The following is an 18,507-nucleotide window of genomic DNA, read 5'->3' on the forward strand; positions in this document are numbered from 1 at the left end:
CAAACTCGAGATCCAAAGCGACGGCGATATTTCAGACGGCGCTTTGGATCGTACCCCCTATAAAATTATCAAAAATCCGTGCAACGCAGCCCGGAAACAATACAAACGATACGAGCGTCGAATCGATAATTCCGAAAATAATAAAAAACGCGAGACAGCGCGAAAAGGAATCTCCTCCGAACAGATACAGCGGGACGGCGCCGACGATCGTCGTAAGAGAAGTAACCAAAATGCTGCGCGCTTTTTTCCGTACGCAAAACACGATCCGTTTTTTTTTCGATTCGGTTATGTAAATCGCGTTATTTACGGCAAGGCCGGACAGGACGACCATCCCCGTAATATCGCCGAGTTCAAGCGGTACTCCGGACATAAAACAGATTGCAAGAGGCAGCACGAGAGAAACGGGAATAATCGAAACGATGAGTGCCGACAATTTAAACCGCTCGTTCAGCGCCGTAAGCAATATGAAAATCCCCGCAACACAAAGCGCAAGTACCCCTGCCGTCGTCCCGTAATCCCTATTCAATTCGGCGACGTCTCTCTCGAACGAAAAGCGATACCCTTTTTCGAGCGGCAAAACCGCCAGCCTTTCGGACACGAGAGATGCGGCCGTGCCGGTACTCACGCCGCTCAGTTCCGCCGTAAAATAGGCACACCGTCTTCCGTCTTTTCTGTAGATTTTATTAATTTTATCAATCGATTTTATCGAACCGAGGGAAGCGAATTTGACGCTGCCCGACGAAATCGGCAAGTGAATATTTTCGATTTGTGCGAGAGAAGCCTTTTGCAAATTCTTCCCCGCAATGCGGATATCGTATTCTCTGCCGTCTTGAAGCCACTTATCCGCAACGGGACCGAACATAAGCCAGCGCAGATTCGACGCAACCGATTCGACCGTCAATCCGTTTTTAATAAGAAACGTTTTATCGGGAACGAAGACGTATTCTTTTTCCGCTTTTTTAAAATTGAGTACAACCGAATCGACTTGCTTTAACGGCGCAAGTGCGGCGGCGGCTTTTTCGGCATACGCTCGGCACATCTCGGATTCGTCTCCGACGGCTGCAATTTTCAAACGCGCAAATTTTTTACGCGGCGCTTTTTTTCCTCCGGGCACATGGAAAAATCCGTCGGGAATAAAGCGTGAACAGGAGGCCGCATATTCGCGGATGCGAGCCGTATCTGCAGAACGTTTGCATCCGATTTCGATATCCGCCGAACCCCTCTTCGCTTCCGTGCGGATGAACGAAACGTCCGTATGTTCTTTTAAATACGGTACGATCCGTTTTATGCTTTCATCTATATACGCCGCTCCGAGTTCCGGCTCGTAATCGACCGATGCAAATACGATAGCACCCCGCTCTTCCGACGAAAGATTTTTTCCGCTCGCCAAAAATAAAAACGGAGGAATCGCAATACAGCATATATATGCTATACATACCGCACGACGGTGTGAAACGCTTTTTAGTGCAGCGTAATACGAAGCTCGCACATAGACCGATTCGATTTTGCGGTACGGTATAAGTTCCGGAAAAAATCGATTTTTTCCGTAAATGCAGCACGGAAGGAAAACTTCCGTTATAATTACCGAAAGCGAAATCATTATGCACATTGCCGCCGCAATATTTTTCGTACCCGGCACAACGGCATCGAAAAAGAAAAGCGGAACGACGGCAAGCAGCGTCGTGCATCCGGCAGCGGCAAGCGGCGCGTACGTTTTTCGGACTTTGTGTAAAAACTCGTCTTTTGTCGAACTCGTTTCGGCAAGCTCGCTGATAATAAGAGCCGGATCGGAGATAAGACCGAGCGCGATCGATATACCTGCAATCGTATGACAGTTCAGCGTAAAACCAGAAAGCTGCAGTATACCGATCGTCCATACGCTGTCGGTAATTAATAATAATAAAACAAAGAATCCGATCGAAATCGATTTATAAAAGAACGGAACAATAAGAGCGACGCAGATAAAGCTCTGCAAAAATGCACATGCAACCGATTTGATAAGTTCGAGCTGTTCGCGTCCGCTGTCGTATAAAATCGTATAATCGATATCATGCAAGTCGGCCGTCGAAAGAATTTTTCTGCAAGCCGAAGAAAGCGCGACGGCGTTTCCGTCCGATGCGCATTTTACATTCAACGCAATACATTCTCTCCCGTCAATTCGCACGATCCCGTCAGGCTCCCGCGGGCGCATTCGTACATCCGCGAGATAACCGAAATTCGAATACCCCCTACCCGCCCTTATCGGAAGAGAGCGGAGTTCGTCGAGACTTTTCAGCTTCGTGTCGAATACGATCGATTCGTTTTTTCTCGCGCTTTGTATCGTGCACGAGGGGCTCACCGTATTGCCGTCGCGGACGACCGCCGAAAAATCGGACGGATTTTGCAGCGAAGCCGACGCTTTTTCCGGATCGAATGACACGAGTACTTCGTTCTGCGCTCCGCCGCTTATAATCACTTCGGAAACACCGCGCACGCTTTCGATTTTTTTCTTCAATGCCGATTCGATCGCTTCTCTCGTACGCTCGTCTTTTTTTTCAAATGCAACGCACAAAACACTGCCGGAATGCATGTCCGATGCATATATGCGCGGCTTTTGCACATCGCGCGGGAGAGATGCATACAAAGTATCGACTCCGTTTCTGAGAGCAAGATACGTATTTTTCGATGAAATATTTTTATTAAAATACGCCGTCGTCACCGATTTGCCGTTTTCCGCCGAAGAGTCGAGTTCCAAAAGCCCCGAAAGCGGCAATATTTTTTCTTCAAGCGGAATCGTCACGAGCTGCTCGATTTTATCGGCGTCCATTCCGTAATAATCGAATTCGACGGTAAACACGGTAGTGCGCCTGTCATTCGATTCGCCGAGTTCGATTCGGATCGCGCATGCGATCAGGCACACCGTTACGGCCGCGAACACGAAAAATGCGAGCTTCGGACGTTTGTACCACGAGCGGGCGTTCACGGCTTTCTCCTCTTTTGTAAAACCGCACGGAAAAGCGGCGGCATAACGGCGAGTACGACGACAAAAGATGCCGCAAGCCCTCCGATAACGGCAACGGCCATCGACGATTGTTGGTTTTTACGGAACGGGTCGAACGCAAACGGAATAACGGCACATATCGTCGTCAGCGTCGTTATTAAAATCGAACGCAGTTTCGAAACGCTTGCCGCAATAACGTCGTCTTCCGTAATTTTTTTCAGCCGGACGATGCTTTCATATAGAATGATCGCGTTGTTGACCGCCGTTCCGAAAAGCACGACAAGAGCGATTATCCCGTTTATATTGAGCGAACGGCGGCACAAAAAAAGTAAAAAGAACGCACCGGCAAAGGCCGGCGGTATCGAAGCGAACATGAGAAGCGGAACGATAAACGATTCGAATTGTGCGCCCATAATGCAATAAAGCAAAAGAAATACGATGACAAGCAGTACTGCAGCACTTTTGAAAAGTTCTTTCATCCTCATATCCCGAAGCGGGATAAGACCGACGGATTTTATTCGTGCGGAGGCTTTAATATCCCGGCGCTCTGCGTCGAGGTTGTTAAGTCGTGCGGAGGCTTTAATACCCTGCTGCTCTGCGGTAAAGCTGTCGATTAATTTCCCGCCTTTTACATTATTAATTTTTTTTGCATCTTTTCTGTTCCAACGGAACAAAGTTTTTTCATTCGTTCTGCGCTCGATCGTACCGAGCGCAAAAAGAGGTACGGCAAGATTTCCGGAAACGACGCTTGTATACATGAGATCTTCAACTGCGGTATATGTCCCCGCGGTAAACGATACGCGGATCGGTATTTTTCTCCCGTTTCGATAAAAGACATTTGACGGCGCTCCTTCAAGCGCAGCATAGGCTGCGGAAGCGGTTTGAGAAGCGGAAACGGAAAACCTCGCGCATGCGCTTCGATCGGGAACAAAAACGGCTTCCGGCAAAATATCGCAAGGCACTACATCCCGCTCATCGAAAAAAGCGAGCGCCCTTTCTCTCAGCGCTTCGGGAGAAGAATCCGTCATAATAAGCGGCGCGCCCTCGGATGCGATCGTCTCTTCAAGCAGATTGCGCCTGCTTTCGATCGTATAGGGCATATCGGTTTCCCGTAAAATTTTATTAAGGAGAGAAGCGATTTTTTCGGGATGTTTTCCGCTGCACGTTATACGGAGCGTTTCCTTTTTCGCTCCTGGATCTGCAAGAAATTCGTAATCGTCTTTTTCGATTCCGCCCGATATGCACACCGTATCGACGGAAGCGTCCGCGGATAAGAGCCGGTGCATAACTGCGGCATCGGAAAAAAGTGCGTCAAGTGAAGGAGAAGCGCCGTACCGGACAGTCGCCGAAACTGCATTGCCCGACATGCTCGGCAGCAGTTCTTTTTTTAAGAACACGGCGCTCAATATGCCGACGCAAATACAGCCGGAAAGCAAAACGAAAAGAATATGCTTTTTTGCAAATACGGTTTTTAAGCAGCCGCCGTATATTTTTTCAAAATACGCGATACGATGATCGGGTTTGCATAATTTTATTAAAAGCTTCGGCCGAAATGCCGTCATCGCGGGAATATAGGTCATAGCGAGTACGAACGAAAACGCAATGGAAGCGATAACGGCTGCAGCCATGTCGGAAAAGAGTTTTCCGAACAATCCCGGAAAAAAGAACAACGGAGAAAAAGCCGCTATAGTCGTTACCGCCGAGCCGGACGAAGAAAGAGCCGTTTCGGAAACTCCTTGAATAATCGCATTCGAAACATCGGATGTCGGCTGTCGCTTTATTTTTTCCGATATATTTTCTATAGCGACCGCGGCGGGATCGATTACCATACCGATGCCTATCGTAATACCCGAAACGGATAATACGTTTATCGTTTTGCCGCACAGAAAAAGAACGAATACGGAAAAAACAATCGAAAACGGCATAACGCTTGCCGTCAAAAAGGAAATACGCAGCGACCGCAAAAACAAAAACAGCACGAGGGCGCTTATGGCCGCACCGACAAGGGCAGACGCGCATAAATTTTTTATCGACGCCGTAAGTTCATCCGATAAATCGAAAATGACTTTCAATGTAAAGTTTCCGCCGTAGAGCTTTTCAAGCTCCGCAATCTCTTTTATTAATTTTTTTGAAACCGAAAGCGGACTCGCATCGGCTTTTTTATAGATTTTTACACATAACGCTTCTCTGCCGTTGTATATAAAAAAGCTCTGTTTTTTTTCGGTGCCGAATGCCGCCGTTCCGATGTCTTTTATTTTCAGCACGCCGCTGTCGCCGTAAAAGACAGGCGTATCGGCAATATCGTCAAGCGATGTGAACAAACCCGAAGTTCTGAAAAGCAGCTCTTTATTTCCGTCGCGCGCATTTCCCGACGGATATTCGAAATTGGACTGCGCTAAAATATCGGCCGCCGTTTGCAGCGACAACGGGAGCGCTTCAAGTTTCGCTTTGTCGAGCCGCACTTGCACTTCGCTCTTTACGCCGCCGGTAACGGAAACGGAAGCGACACCTTTGACGCGCTGAAGATGCGGACGTATATCCGAATCGACGATATGACGGGCGTATTCCAAATCACCGTCGTTCGGAAAAACGGCAAGCGTAAGAAGTTCCCGATGCACGGGATTGAAAACGGATGCAGTCGGTTTCGCACATCCGTTCGGAAGCGCTTCGTAGCACCGATCGATAATTTCGCGGCATTCGGTAAGGGCAAGATCGGCATCGACGTTCCAATGCAGTTCGACGATGACAAGCGAAAGTCCGTCGCGCGTTACCGATGAAATATTTTTTATCCCTTTGAGCGAAGCCGCAGCATCTTCCACCGGAAGCGTAACAAGAGATCGCATATCGTCCGCGTTCACTCCGGTAAAATCGGTTGCGACAAGCAAAAATCGTTCTCCCGTTTTCGGCATAAAATCGAACTGAATAAGGACAAGACTTATACAACAACACAATGCCGATGCAAGAAAAAGCATCAACACAGAGACGGGATGATATACCGAAAACGAAACGATCTTTTTTATCATAATTCTTTTACCGTTACCGCCTGCCCTTCGCGCAAAAACGGAGAAGGCTTATCGATAATAATTTCTCCGACGGAAAGACCGCCGCCGGCCCACACAAAACCGTCGCGATGCGCTTTTATTAAAATATTTTTTTGCACTGCATAGCCGTTTACAACCGAAAAAATCTTTCCGTTTTTTTCATCGGACACGAGCAATGCGCTCTCAGGTATACACGGCATATCTTTTGCAGCCGAACGTTCGATTTCACATCGTACAAACATACCCGGTTTGATTGCGCCGTTTTTATTATCGATTTCGGTTTTAATCGAAAAGTTTCCGCTTTGAGGATCCGCCGCCGGCGATATTTCGGCAATGACGGACTCATAGGATTTTCCGAGCGACGGCAAAAAAAGCGAAACTCGCGTACCCTGCATAAAACCGACGGCGTCCTGCTCCTGTACTGACAGCACCGCAAAAACGGACGACGTATCCATAAGCGTTGCGAGTTTTTCATTTTCTTTTACATATTCGCCGTTTTCGTAATAACGCGCGCCGACGATACCCGCCGCCGGAGCGCGTATCGTAAGCTCGTCGATAAGCTTTTGCACGGATGTAAGCTGCTGCCCTGCCGTCTTTACCTGCGCTTCGACCGATGCAAGTTCCGCGCCGCCCGATTTCGTATTGAGTGCGATAAGCTGTTTTTTCCGCACGTCCGAATCGGGAGAAGGAACAATCCCCTCTTTTATCAAATCTTCATCGCGAAAACCCAAAAGCAGCGCGTCGAGTTCTTTTTTCAAAATTGCGATTTCCGTTTCCATCGAGCGGACTTGCAGTTTCAACTGTTCGAGCGAAGAGTCGGTAACGCCGCCGAGTTCGTGAAGCCGCGATTTATTCGAAAGCGTATTTTTCAACAATTCCGATTCGAGCTCTTTTTGCACTATATTCATTTTCGATTTTTCTACGGCAAGGAGGCGGCTTTCGGCTGCAAGCGTTTCTTCACGAAGCTTCGCATATGCAAGTTTGAGAGCTGCATTCGCCGCATCGAGCGCACTCATGTTTTGTTCTTTTTGCAGTTCAAGCTGAACGTTGCGAAGCTGTGCAAGCCTTTGCCCTTTTTTCACCGCATCGCCTTCTTTTACAAAAAACGACACGATCGTTCCGCCGACCATACACGTAACATCGGTTTTCGTTTTATATGAAATCGAACCGAAGCTTTTAAGCTCATCGTCGAGTGGCCTCTCATCCGCACGAACGACGTACACTTCCGCCGCACTATCGGTATTTTCATTTTTCAAACCGGAAGGCGCGCACGAAAAACAAAACGCAATAAACAAAGCGCAACATACGTATTTTATTAAAAACATTTTTCCAACCCTCCAAACGGAACGCATATCATAATCTCTATATCGCGCGCGGCGGCACGGACGGCCGTTTGCGCGGCGACAAGTTTGACTTTTTCTTCCGCGATTTCCATCAACTCGGCAAGGTAATCGATTCGCTTCATTTCACCTTTTTCAACCTGTTCGGCACTGACGGCAATACGCCGTTCGCGCAAAGCGATCGATTCCGAAATACGGGCGATCGAATCTTTACCGTCGTCATAGGCGGCTGTTTTTTCAAAAAGCCGTTCATACAACGCATGCTTTTGCAAACGCAGCTGTTCCGCTTCGCGCTTAACCGAAATTTTATTAATATTATTTTTAATAAAGTAACCGATGTCGGGCACAAAACCCGCCGAGAGAGAATTATCGATGCCTCCGAGTCCGCTTTTATTAAAACCGTATCCGTTGCCGGCCGTCGTCGGCACAAACGGCATATTCGAAAAACTCACCGACAGTTTTATCGAATACGAAGGCTTATTCAGCGGATAAGCAGTACCGGAAAATGAAACGCCGCCCTCGACGCTCACTTCGGGAATAAAAAACAGTTTCGCATACGCCAAGCGGCGTTCGGCATAATGCAGCGCAGCTTCAGCTTTTTTTACGGCGGGATTGCGCTCGTCGGTCATACGCCGCAGTTCGGCCATATGCCCTTCGAGATACGAAAGTCCGCTTTGTTCCGTCGAAGTATTTTCGATGCGCAGATCCTCATCGATATCCATACCGATAAGCGATTTCAGCGTGCGCATCCGTGTCCTAAGCTCACGCTCGGCTTTCTTTTTGTCGTTTTGAATCGTTTTGAACGAAATAAGATATTCCAAATAATCGTTTTCAAGAGCGAGACCGAGATCATACTCTTTTTTAATAATTTCGAGCTGCATGGAAGCGTTCTTTTCCAAATCGCTTTTAATTTTAATAATTTCATTTTGTTGCAGACAGGCACCGTATTGATCTATGACGGACGATTGAAACGCCTGCAATTCCTGCTCATAGGCCTTTACCGCATAATACGCATCGGTTTTATTCATATTGTATAAAACGATACGGCGGCCGCCGTCGGTAACAAGCTGCCGAACGGAAAGCTGTATCGATTTGCTGCGCGAATCAGCCCCTCCGATTTTGACGGCATCGTTTTCCGACCACGACATGTTCAGCGACGGTAAAAAATCCTGCACTGCCCGACAGGCAGCTTTGTACGCCGCTTCGACATATTCTTTTTTCAGCAGATATTCTTTCGAATGCGATACGGCGTACAAAGCCGCTTCTTCAGCCGAACGGAAAACCGTGTCGGAAAACATCGGTGCTGCGGTACAAAAAAAGAGAAGCGGAACAATCGATTTAAATCCGTCTTTCATACCGTCTCCCCGTCACTTCGTAAACGTAAAAACCCGTTTCGCCCTCATCGTATTTCCGAGCGAATCTTTTATACCGTCTCCGAGCGTTATCGTAACTATGCCGGCTTTGCTGCCGTTTCTAATTTCGAGTCCCGCTTTTACGATGCTCATACCGTCCGTAAGGGCGATAAGTTCATTTACCGGAAATTGAGCGCAGTCATCGGGGGAGAGAACGGCGAATGTTTTTATCACCGCCGAACAACAGCCGTTCGTCGCCGCAATCGAAAGAGAATCGAACATCGAAAGCATATCGATACCGGCGGATTCCCGCGAAACGGAAAACACGAGATACAGCGTACAAGCCGTGTCCGACGAAACCGGAAAGAAAACGGGATCGAAAAGCAGCGCCGAAAAATTCGATTCGCCGTTTATCGTTTTATAATGCACACCCTCGGAAAGATTACCCGCACTCCAAACTCCGGTTTGCAAAAATCCTTTAACAAATTCGACCGGCTTGTCCCCTTCCGCATTGAAACATATATCGAAATTTGTATCGCTTTCGGTTTTATTACCCGATACGGCTTGCACGCCTTTCCGCATGCGGAACGTATACGTCTTTCCCCAAGCGGGAGCATCGAAGACAAGCTCGGCATGCGTTTTATCAAGCGCATTTGTTTTTATCGAATACGATGCGGTCGGTATGATCGAAACATAAGAAGAGAGCGAATCGATATTCATCTCTTTCGAAAAATCCATACCGATAATGCAGTCTTTCGGAACGGAAGAATATACGCCGCCGGAAAGGACTTCCGTTTGAAAACCTTTTTTATTTTTGAGCGAAAAAGTGCAAAGCGGCAAATCGGAATCGTGTCGGTAATAAAACGACGTATGAAATTCTTTTGCAAGAGCATTGCGCGCGCAATCTTCAAGGCTTTCCGAAACCGTAATTTTATACAGCGTATTCGCTTTCGGTTTTTCAGTCGGCACAAGACGAACGCTTCTGTCACCGTCAAAAAAAATCTTTGCATACGAAAACGGCGGACTCACGGAAACGGCGGCTTCGAAAGATTCCCGAGCGACGGGTTCGGAAAACGAAATCGTTATATCGGGAACGTCGGCAACGAAACTGCCGTTTGACGGCGCAAAGGAAATTATTTCGGGACGTACACTATCGGTACGGGTCGAAAAAGTTCTGCAATAATCGGCGCCGAGCGAATAGCCTTTTTCGCTTTCGGCGGAAGACGAAACGGTAAGCACATAATCGTAATTTGTTTTAATGCCGCCGACCGGAAAAAAGCGCACTTCTTTTCCCGAACGTGAAAAAATCCCCGAAGAAGGCTGTTCGTCTTCCGTCAGCGAAAACGCTTTTACGATCGATGTCATATCGGGTTCAAGAGAAAATACGATCGAAACGGATTCTTTGTCCCACGTGCAGGATTCGACCCGCATTTCGGGAAGCAAAAGCGAAGCGCAGCCCGTAAGCATAGCCGAAAAAATTATTAATTCCGCAATTCTTATTTTGCCAAAAGATTTATGCATATATCCTTCTCCATATAGCCGCCGCGTCCGTCGGTTATACCCGACGGCCCGCCTGCGATTTTCAATCGATAGTACGACAATACATCGCTCGTGCTTACCGTAAAGCGCGTCCACGTTACCGTAAGCCGCGTTCTGTCTTCGTTCCAAAACACAGCGGTTTTGACGGGACTTGACGAAGTAAACGGAAAGAGGAGCGAAGCCGTTACCGCATTCGCAGCTGCCGTCAAAAAATCGTCGGCAAGCGCGTGCGAAAAAAGAATATGCGCGGTCAACTCCCCGTCGCCGTCGGCATTTTTATAAAACACGTGTTCGATACAGCCGCCGGAAAAATCGGAAACCGCATCGGCATCCAGCAAAAGACCGATGACAGAAAAGTGCACGTCAGCGGCATAAAAACAATGAATATATTTTTCAAAAAGCGGCATGCCGTTTTTGTCTTGAGCCGAAGCGGAAATCGAAAGCGTATATTCGACGCCGCTTTTATAATGCTCTTCCGGTACGAATAAAAAACGTTCGGAAGAATCACCGCAGCGGATCATATAACCCGATATCGGAGGAGAAATCGAAACGGCGTCTTTTACCGAATCGAAATCCATCGGCTTTGAAAACACAAAACCGATCGCCTGTTTTTCCGAAATGTTTTTATCGAGAGGAATATCGGTAAGCCACGGAGCATCGGGCGACATATCCGTTACGGGACATAAAGCGGCGAGTGCGGGATTTTCCGGATCTTCTTTCGTCGAAAACGTATTCGAAAGCGTCTCCTGCATTTCGAAACCGTCCGACGAAAAAAGCCGTTTTACCGTCCACGCATAAGTCGTATTCATCTTCCAGTTCGGAGAGGGCGAAACGACAACCGTTTTTCCGTCATCAGACAAAGCCGTCGTATATTCGGCAGCGGGTGAAAGGGAAAAGGCTTTTTCAAACTGCGATTCTTCTATTTTTTTATTAAATGAAAATACGAGTTTTGTTTGCAGATCGGTATCGTACCGACGTTCGGGAAGTGAAAGTGCAAAAAAGCGATCAGCTTCGTTTCCGTATATAAACGCGCATACCGCATACGCTTGAAACGACGCATCGTTTTCCGTGTGCATGAGACCGTCGATGCTCACAAGATACGGCTTTCCCCGAATCCATCCGGCCTCAGGTTTTACGGACAAAGAACGTCCGTCCCACACATATTCGGCATCATAGCGATGGTTCCCCGATTTTATCGTTACGGCCTGTTCCGCATAATAATGAACGACATCGCAGTTGAATGAAAAATCGATACGCTCGCCTTCAAAGTACCGCGCCGCGGGATTTCGGCTGCACGAAACGCCGTATTCGTCGAATGAAATCAAAGCGCATGAAAAAAGAAGCAGAGGCAGCATTGCACCGAAAACCCTTGGTTTCATCGTATGTCGTCTCCTTTTTTAATAAAATCTATTATTTCCGCGACCGCGGACGGTTCGGATGAAACGGCAAGCGCTTTATCGAGTGCGGCAAGCGCATTCGCGCGGATGCCGAGCATAAGCCATATATCCGCCGTTTCGATATACAGCTTTTCCGAATCGCAAAGAGCCTGCTCCGCCTTTCTGCATATCGCAAGACGTTTATCAAGCGCATTTTGTTTTTGCGCCAAAAGCGCGTATTGATAATAAAAACGCCAGTCCGTTTGATTGAGCGAGAGTTCCCTTTCAAGAAAGGCTTCGGCTTTATCGCAGCGTTCGCTCATAATCAAAGTGCGCACATACCACAGCCGCGCTTCGGTAAATTCGGGATACCGTTTGCACAGGCTGCGCAAAATCTTTTCCGCATCATCGATTTTTTCCGTAAAAATCAATACTTTCGCTTTGAGCAGTTTTGCCTGAAAACAATTTCCGTCGGCGCGCAAAGCTTCATCCGAAAGCGCAAGGGCATTCGAAAAATCTTCGCGTATGTACGCATCCGTCGCGCGTGCGTACAGCGCTTCCGCCCCTCGCGAATCTCTGCACGAAAAAAAGAAAAAAACCGTACATGTCAAAAGGAATGCAAGTTTTCGCTTCATAGCGCCTCACGATAAAATAAATGCGAGCCGGTCTTTTAACCGCCCCGACGACCGGTCGAACTTTTTTACGAGCGCGGCGCGAACGATCGGTTCGGAAGCCGCCGTCTTTACCATCTGCACGCCGGCATAGACATATGAACAGTCGGGGAGATCCAATAAAGCGTACAGAGGAAAAAGCCTGCCCTCGTCCGCCGTCGACGCAAAAGCCTCAAGCGCGGCTTTTACTTCCTGAGGCATGAGCAAAGCGGCCGCGTTTTTTGTCTCGATGCCGATACAAGATGCCAGCGCCTCTCTTGCAAGCGTCGCGTAAGAAGACGATGGCGTAAGCGCGATCGTCTTTTCGAGTACACGAAGCCAATCGTTCGGGTTTTCAGGCTCGAGCGCACGGACAGCTTCCCACACCGTCCAATAGTACGAAGGAAAGCGCGAAAAATATTTTTCAAGCTGCAAAAGCGCCGAAAAATCGGCGGGGGAAAAATCTTTTCGCAGCAGTTTCGCTTTACAATAAACGTAGTCGGAAATGAAAAACGGCGAAGAAGGCGCTTTCGCTTCGAGCCGCATATCGAACAAAGCTTTGATGCTTTCAAGCGCTTCGGAAGCGCCGCCTGACGGAAGCAGCGATTCAACCGATTGCAGATTTGCCGAAAACGCATCGGCGGAGGTATTTCCGTTCGCTGCGTATTCGTAATCGAGGAAGGCGCACAGCACCGCTTTTTCGGTATCGCCGATTTTTTCATATACGGTCGATGCGAAAAGACCCAACCCCGGGAAAAAACCGCCGGTTTCAAAATAAGGTTCGAGCAGTTCGGCGCATTTTTGAAACTCGCCGGCATCGGCAAGCAAATACATATACGAACGCAGTTCATCGGGTGCAATGCGATCGGGATAACGCGAGTACGTTTTATCGAACAAAGCGAGCGCTTCGCTTTCGGCGCCGTGCAAAAGCTGCATTTTCGCATAGAGATATCCGTATTCCGCGCCGGAGTTCGGCACTTCGTAAGCTTTTTTCGCATACGCCCGAGCTTTATCGGCATCTTCATCGGCCGCATACAAAGCCGAAAGAAGGGCGAAAAGTAGCGCCCGTTTTTGCGGTACCACGCTTTTTACGGATACGAGCAAACCTTCGGCTTTCAATGCGTATTTCCATGCATCGACGCGATTTCCCGAAATAAAATAATATGAAGCCAAGTCGAGCTTCGAGTCGAAAGAGACGGGATGCTCCTCGTCAAAGGCGATAAGTTTTTCATACAGCGCTTCTCCCGTTAAGCCGGAATTTTTAAGCGCCGCATATTCGCCGGATTTTTTTTCCGCACAGCCGCATGCGAACAATGCAAACAGCGCAAGGAAAAGCGTCGATTTTTTCATACTGCACCTCAAAGCCGCATACCGCGCGGAAACGCATGTATCACGCGCTCTTCCGCACGGCACTTTGCAGCCCGCCTATATAGCCTGAATTTCGAGTTTTAGAAAACTCGAAATTTTCCAACCTTACTTACAGTCCAATGAGCGGTGAGTTTCGAAAATGAATAAAAATGAGCGGAGGCGAGGTTCCGGCTGCGTGCCGTTTCGAGCGTTAGGCCTGCGGAAGCCTGCCTAAAAAGCTCGACCCCGGCTAAGCGGACGGGTCCTCGCCGAAAGCACAGCTTTATTTAGAAATACTTTCGAAACTCGACATTCCGCCTATATATCGTGTGCAAATGCATTTTTTACGCGGATTTAAAAGCGTTTTTTTTATAGAAATATAAGGTGTAAGGGAACGGAGCGTGAGGGATTGGAGGGGCGAAAGTTCCGGAGCGAGCGATGAGCGAGCGGAGGAATGGAGCGCGCGAGCGCGGAACCCCGCAAAGCCCGACCCGAGAAACGCGAGGGGCACGCCCTGAAAATTAATAAACACCCGAACAGACGATACAAAAAATGCAGGCGGCGAAATATATTAATAATTTGTCAATCGATATTATTAAATTTTAATAATCGGAAAACGCAATCGAAAACTTGCAGTATTCGATTTTTTCAGATATGATGTGCGCATGGCAAAGACGGTTGACAATAAAAAAATCATCTACACGATGGACGATGTGAGCCGCGCGTACGGCACAAAAGTCGTTTTGAAAAACATCGGTATTTCGTATTATTACGGTGCAAAGATCGGCGTCATCGGGCCGAACGGATCGGGTAAATCGAGTCTCTTTAAAATACTTGCGGGACGAGATACGGAGTTTACGGGCGAAACGCATCTCGCGCCGGGCTATTCGATCGGCTATCTCGAACAGGAGCCGGAACTCGAAGCGGGGAAAACGGTCAGAGAGATCGTCGGCGAAGGTGTCAAAGAGATTACCGATCTCCTTGCGGAATTCGATAAAGTAAACGAAGCGTTCGGAGATCCCGACGCGGATTTCGACAAACTCGGCGCGCGGCAGGCAGAGCTGCAGGAAAAACTCGACGCGCTCGATGCGTGGAATCTCGATGCGAATTTGGAACTCGCGATGGAAGCGCTGCGTTGTCCGCCGGGAGATCAGATCGTCGACGTGCTTTCCGGCGGCGAGCGCAGGCGCGTTGCGCTGTGCCGGCTGCTTTTGCAAAAGCCCGATATCCTTTTGCTCGACGAACCGACGAACCACTTGGACGCGGAAACGGTCGCGTGGCTTGAAAAGCATTTGAACGATTACGAGGGTACGGTTATCGCGATCACGCACGACCGTTATTTTCTCGACGACGTGGCCGGTTGGATTTTGGAACTCGATCGCGGCGAAGGCTATCCGTTTAAAGGCAATTATTCGAGCTGGCTTGAGCAAAAAGAAGCGCGTCTTGCGCTGGAAGAAAAGGGTGAAAGCGAACGGCGCAAAGCGATGCAGCGCGAACTCGAGTGGATCCACATGGGTGCGAAGGGCAGGCAGGCAAAACACAAAGAACACATTACGCGCTACAACGAACTGCTTTCGCAAAGCGGCAAAACCGCGCTCAAAGACACGCAGATTTCGATACCCGCAGGTCCCAGGCTCGGAGGGGCGGTCATCGATGCGGAAAATTTAACAAAATCGTACGGCGACAAACTCCTGTTCGAAAATCTTTCGTTTCATATTCCGGCGGGCGCGATCGTGGGCATCGTAGGACCGAACGGCGCGGGAAAGACGACGCTTTTCAAATTGATCGCGGATGCGGCCGGTCAAACTGCCGAACGGCTCGACGGTAAAGAGGGCGGAGAAAAACCGGATTCCGGTGAAATCAAAATCGGCTCGACGGTAAAATTGGTTTACGTCGATCAGCTCCGCTCGAAGCTCGATCCCGACAAAACGGTGTACGAACTGCTTTCCGGCGGACAGGATATCATCAAGCTGGGAGCGGTCGATGAAAAAGGCAGGGCGCTTGAAGGCGGGGTTCGCGAAGTGAACGCGCATGCCTACTGTTCGTGGTTCAATTTTTCCGGCGCGGAACAGAATAAAAAGATCGGCGTACTTTCCGGCGGCGAAAAAAATCGGCTGAATCTCGGCATGATGCTCAAAGAAGCGGGTAATGTTTTAATGCTCGACGAACCGACGAACGACTTGGATGTGCAGACGGTGCGCGCGCTTGAAGAAGCCCTCGAAGACTTTGCCGGATGTGCGCTCGTCGTCAGCCACGACCGCTGGTTTTTGGACAGGATCTGTACGCATATACTCGCCTTTGAAAACAACAGTCAAGTACGCTTTTTCGAAGGCAACTGGTCGGAGTACGCGGCGTGGCGGAAAGCCCAATTCGGAGACGATGTCGAAGTACCGCGCAGAGTCGTGTACAGAAAGCTCACGCGATAGCGCGGGCGGCGAAGAGCGCTTGAGTGCGGGGCATTGTAACGTCCGATCCTCCCGTTGACATTTTTAACAAAAAACTTCTATACTGCTGACGGCGAGAGCAAAGTTTTTATTTCGTCACCGGTCGGACGCGGCAAAGCGTCCGTATAACAACCACATATTTTGCAGCGATGGCTGCAAAAGGAGTACAGATGAAACTTACCAAAAGAATTATTGCCGCAGCCGCAGTCTTTGCTGCAGCGATGACGCTGTTCGTCGGATGCAAAGGCCTTCTCGGAAACGCCGACGATGTCGAAAGCAAAGGAAAGCGCGAACAGTCTGCAACCGAAAAAAAAGGTGCGATCGACAGCCAAACGTATACGCGCTTTTATAAGCAGTTCGGGAAGAGTGAAAACGTGTATGCTGCGGACTGCGACATAACGCTTACGGGAAGCAAAAAGGGCTCTTCGTCCGCGGCGGCAGCCGGGTTTATGTTCGGGATCCACACCGACAAAGACGACCCAAAAAAGATGTCGGCCTTTGTCGCCGCCGTTCGGGTATCGGGCGGAGTAAAACAATACTACGTAAGCCATTTTACGGATTTTCAAGAATCCGAGCTGACATCAAGCACAATCCCCAACCTCGGAACAGAAGATGCTACATGGACGGAAAGAAGCTGGCAGCCACTCGATGCGAACAGTTATACCTATGATATCGCAAAAGATATACTTACCGTAAAAATCTCCGTCGTATCCGATACGAACGGAGATATTACCGTAAAAGTCGGCAACAAGGAAGTAAAAATCACAAAAGCCGCAGGTGCGCACAGTTATGACGGTTTCAAAAATAAAGTCGATGTCGAAAAAGTACAGACAAAAACGAAGGGCTGCGTCATCGGAAAAATCGCATCGTACGGTGTCATCTACCCGACAAATGCAAATCCCGCAAACAGTCTGACCGCAAAATGGAAAGTGTCTAACGATAAAGTTACGGTCGGCGCGCTCTTTGCGGAAGAAGAATAATCGCTTCGGCAAATTCCGAAATCGATACTTTTTTGTAAATCAACGAGGGCTGTCCGAAAACGGACAGCCCCGATTTTTTTCAGCCGAACAAGCTTCGAAAGTATTTTTTAATACGGACAGGAAAAATCACGGAGAGCGAAACACGCGGCAGGTCAAACCTGCTGCACGGCACGCGGAAACCGGCGGAAAAACTACCAGCGGGTTGCCGCACGCTGCAAGCGGTAGATGCTGTGATTTCCGTTGCAGTAAAACGCTATCGCACACACGAACGCGAAGAGCGGCGTATATTGAAAACCGAAAACCGCTCCCGTAATCGCGATCGGCGCAAGGAGCGTATTCGTCGCGCTGCCGAACACCGCACCGTGACCGAGCGCCGCACCCAAAAGCGGGGGCAAGCCGAAAAGCGGGGCAGCGACATAGCCGAAAGCCGAACCGATGATAAAAAGCGGCGTAAGCTCTCCGCCTTGAAAACCTGCCGAAAGGCAGACAACGGTAAACAGCAATTTTAAAATCCAATCGTAGGCAAACACGGCTCCGCCCTCAAAAACCGCATCGGTTATCGGAAAACTCAATCCCGCGTATCTTCCCTTATGAACGACAAGGAGCAGCGCGCTCAAAACCGCGCCGACGATAAAAACCCGCTTGTATTTATTCGGTAGCCGAACTTGAAAACGCTCATGGCAGTATTTTAAAAGCCATGCAAAAAGCTGACCGACCGCGCAAAAGAGCAGGGCGAGCACTGTGAGCTTTGCGACAAAGGGCAGCGTAAAAGCCGCTTCGCCCATATCGGGAAGCGGCGAATATTCGTGAGTAACGCCGAAGAGCCCCGAAACGGCCGACGCGCTTCCCGCTGCGATAATCGTCGGCACGAGCGCATAATAAAAAAGGCGACCCGTGATCATCACTTCGAGCGCAAAGCACACCGCGGCGACGGGCGTACGGAACAAACCCGCAAAACCGCCGGCCATCCCTGCAATGATAAACGTCTGCGCGAGGCGTTTGTTTTTTACGAGCTTTCCGACGGTATATCCGATCACCGCTCCGATTTGGCAGGCAACTCCTTCCCGCCCTACACTCGCCCCTCCGACGTGTCCGAGCCACGTCGCACCGACGGCAAGCGGCACCATGCGGAACGGAATCGTGCGTCCGTCGTCGAACTCTGCGGCGAACACGAGATTCATACCCTCTTCGGCGCCGCCGCCCCACTTGTCGTATACGAACACGATGCAAAGCCCGAGCAGCGGTAAAAGCGGAATTAAAATCATCTGATGCGCGTCTCGAAAATTATTAATTAACAATAAGCCTCGTCCGAATACCGCGCACACGGCACCGGAACACACGCCGACCGCGCAGGACAGCGCGCCTATTTTGAGCACGGATAAAATTCGATACCGCCATATATGAAACGTGCGCATAACTTACAATTATAATTATTTCACAATTCCGCGTCTATCGCTT

General features: G+C 49.1%; 11 protein-coding genes. 2 read left to right on the top strand and 9 right to left on the bottom strand.

Features of this window, described 5'->3' with window-relative positions; genetic code table 11:
* Positions 1-31: 31 nt before the first annotated feature.
* From HRI97_RS11430 to HRI97_RS11465, 8 genes are read right to left on the bottom strand one after another with little or no spacing between them, the layout of a single operon-like run.
* Positions 32-2,962, bottom strand: a complete 2,931-nt coding sequence (locus HRI97_RS11430; RefSeq protein ID WP_253725560.1) for an efflux RND transporter permease subunit — start codon at positions 2,960-2,962, stop codon at positions 32-34.
* Positions 2,959-6,003 carry an efflux RND transporter permease subunit gene (locus HRI97_RS11435; RefSeq protein WP_253725561.1) on the bottom strand — a complete coding sequence of 1,015 codons (3,045 nt, stop codon included), beginning with the start codon at positions 6,001-6,003 and terminating at the stop codon, positions 2,959-2,961. The genes HRI97_RS11430 and HRI97_RS11435 overlap by 4 nt, the downstream gene beginning before the upstream one ends.
* A complete protein-coding gene (locus tag HRI97_RS11440) occupies positions 6,000-7,346 on the bottom strand; it encodes an efflux RND transporter periplasmic adaptor subunit (protein WP_253725562.1) in 1,347 nt (448 codons plus the stop codon). Before HRI97_RS11440 ends, HRI97_RS11435 begins: the two co-directional genes overlap by 4 nt.
* Complete coding sequence (locus HRI97_RS11445; protein WP_253725564.1) at positions 7,337-8,716, bottom strand: TolC family protein; 1,380 nt, start codon at positions 8,714-8,716, stop codon at positions 7,337-7,339. Before HRI97_RS11445 ends, HRI97_RS11440 begins: the two co-directional genes overlap by 10 nt.
* A 12-nt stretch (positions 8,717-8,728) precedes the next feature.
* Positions 8,729-10,234 carry an Ig-like domain-containing domain gene (locus HRI97_RS11450; RefSeq protein WP_253725566.1) on the bottom strand — a complete coding sequence of 502 codons (1,506 nt, stop codon included), beginning with the start codon at positions 10,232-10,234 and terminating at the stop codon, positions 8,729-8,731.
* Entirely contained in the window at positions 10,210-11,631 is a 1,422-nt protein-coding gene (locus tag HRI97_RS11455; protein ID WP_253725568.1) for an Ig-like domain-containing domain, read from the bottom strand. The genes HRI97_RS11450 and HRI97_RS11455 overlap by 25 nt, the downstream gene beginning before the upstream one ends.
* A complete protein-coding gene (locus HRI97_RS11460) occupies positions 11,628-12,263 on the bottom strand; it encodes a tetratricopeptide repeat protein (protein WP_253725570.1) in 636 nt (211 codons plus the stop codon). Before HRI97_RS11460 ends, HRI97_RS11455 begins: the two co-directional genes overlap by 4 nt.
* Positions 12,264-12,269: 6 nt before the next feature.
* A complete protein-coding gene (locus HRI97_RS11465; protein WP_253725571.1) occupies positions 12,270-13,628 on the bottom strand; it encodes a tetratricopeptide repeat protein in 1,359 nt (452 codons plus the stop codon).
* A 662-nt stretch (positions 13,629-14,290) separates the two neighbouring features.
* Between HRI97_RS11465 and ettA the strand changes: the two genes are divergently transcribed.
* Positions 14,291-16,051: an energy-dependent translational throttle protein EttA gene (gene ettA / locus HRI97_RS11470; protein ID WP_253725573.1), complete on the top strand. Its 1,761-nt coding sequence runs from the start codon at positions 14,291-14,293 to the stop codon at positions 16,049-16,051.
* 188 nt (positions 16,052-16,239) lie between these two features.
* Positions 16,240-17,049 (top strand): hypothetical protein, encoded by an 810-nt coding sequence (locus HRI97_RS11475; protein ID WP_253725574.1) that lies wholly within the window; start codon positions 16,240-16,242, stop codon positions 17,047-17,049.
* Positions 17,050-17,240: 191 nt separating this feature from the next.
* Here HRI97_RS11475 and HRI97_RS11480 read toward each other — a convergent pair whose 3' ends face one another.
* Entirely contained in the window at positions 17,241-18,464 is a 1,224-nt protein-coding gene (locus HRI97_RS11480) for a chloride channel protein (protein ID WP_253725575.1), read from the bottom strand.
* Positions 18,465-18,507: the final 43 nt, after the last annotated feature.

Source organism: Treponema socranskii subsp. buccale, from assembly GCF_024181585.1.
GTDB classification, from domain to species: Bacteria; Spirochaetota; Spirochaetia; order Treponematales; family Treponemataceae; genus Treponema_D; species Treponema_D buccale.

Bases quoted from the DNA above. Each gene is read 5' to 3' on its own strand.
- HRI97_RS11435 (WP_253725561.1), bottom strand. From the start codon at position 6,003: ATGATAAAAAAGATCGTTTCGTTTTCGGTATATCATCCCGTCTCTGTG.
- HRI97_RS11440 (WP_253725562.1), bottom strand. From the start codon at position 7,346: ATGTTTTTAATAAAATACGTATGTTGCGCTTTGTTTATTGCGTTTTGT.
- HRI97_RS11445 (WP_253725564.1), bottom strand. From the start codon at position 8,716: ATGAAAGACGGATTTAAATCGATTGTTCCGCTTCTCTTTTTTTGTACC.
- HRI97_RS11450 (WP_253725566.1), bottom strand. From the start codon at position 10,234: ATGCATAAATCTTTTGGCAAAATAAGAATTGCGGAATTAATAATTTTT.
- HRI97_RS11455 (WP_253725568.1), bottom strand. From the start codon at position 11,631: ATGAAACCAAGGGTTTTCGGTGCAATGCTGCCTCTGCTTCTTTTTTCA.
- HRI97_RS11460 (WP_253725570.1), bottom strand. From the start codon at position 12,263: ATGAAGCGAAAACTTGCATTCCTTTTGACATGTACGGTTTTTTTCTTT.
- HRI97_RS11465 (WP_253725571.1), bottom strand. From the start codon at position 13,628: ATGAAAAAATCGACGCTTTTCCTTGCGCTGTTTGCATTGTTCGCATGC.
- ettA (WP_253725573.1), top strand. From the start codon at position 14,291: ATGGCAAAGACGGTTGACAATAAAAAAATCATCTACACGATGGACGAT.
- HRI97_RS11475 (WP_253725574.1), top strand. From the start codon at position 16,240: ATGAAACTTACCAAAAGAATTATTGCCGCAGCCGCAGTCTTTGCTGCA.
- HRI97_RS11480 (WP_253725575.1), bottom strand. From the start codon at position 18,464: ATGCGCACGTTTCATATATGGCGGTATCGAATTTTATCCGTGCTCAAA.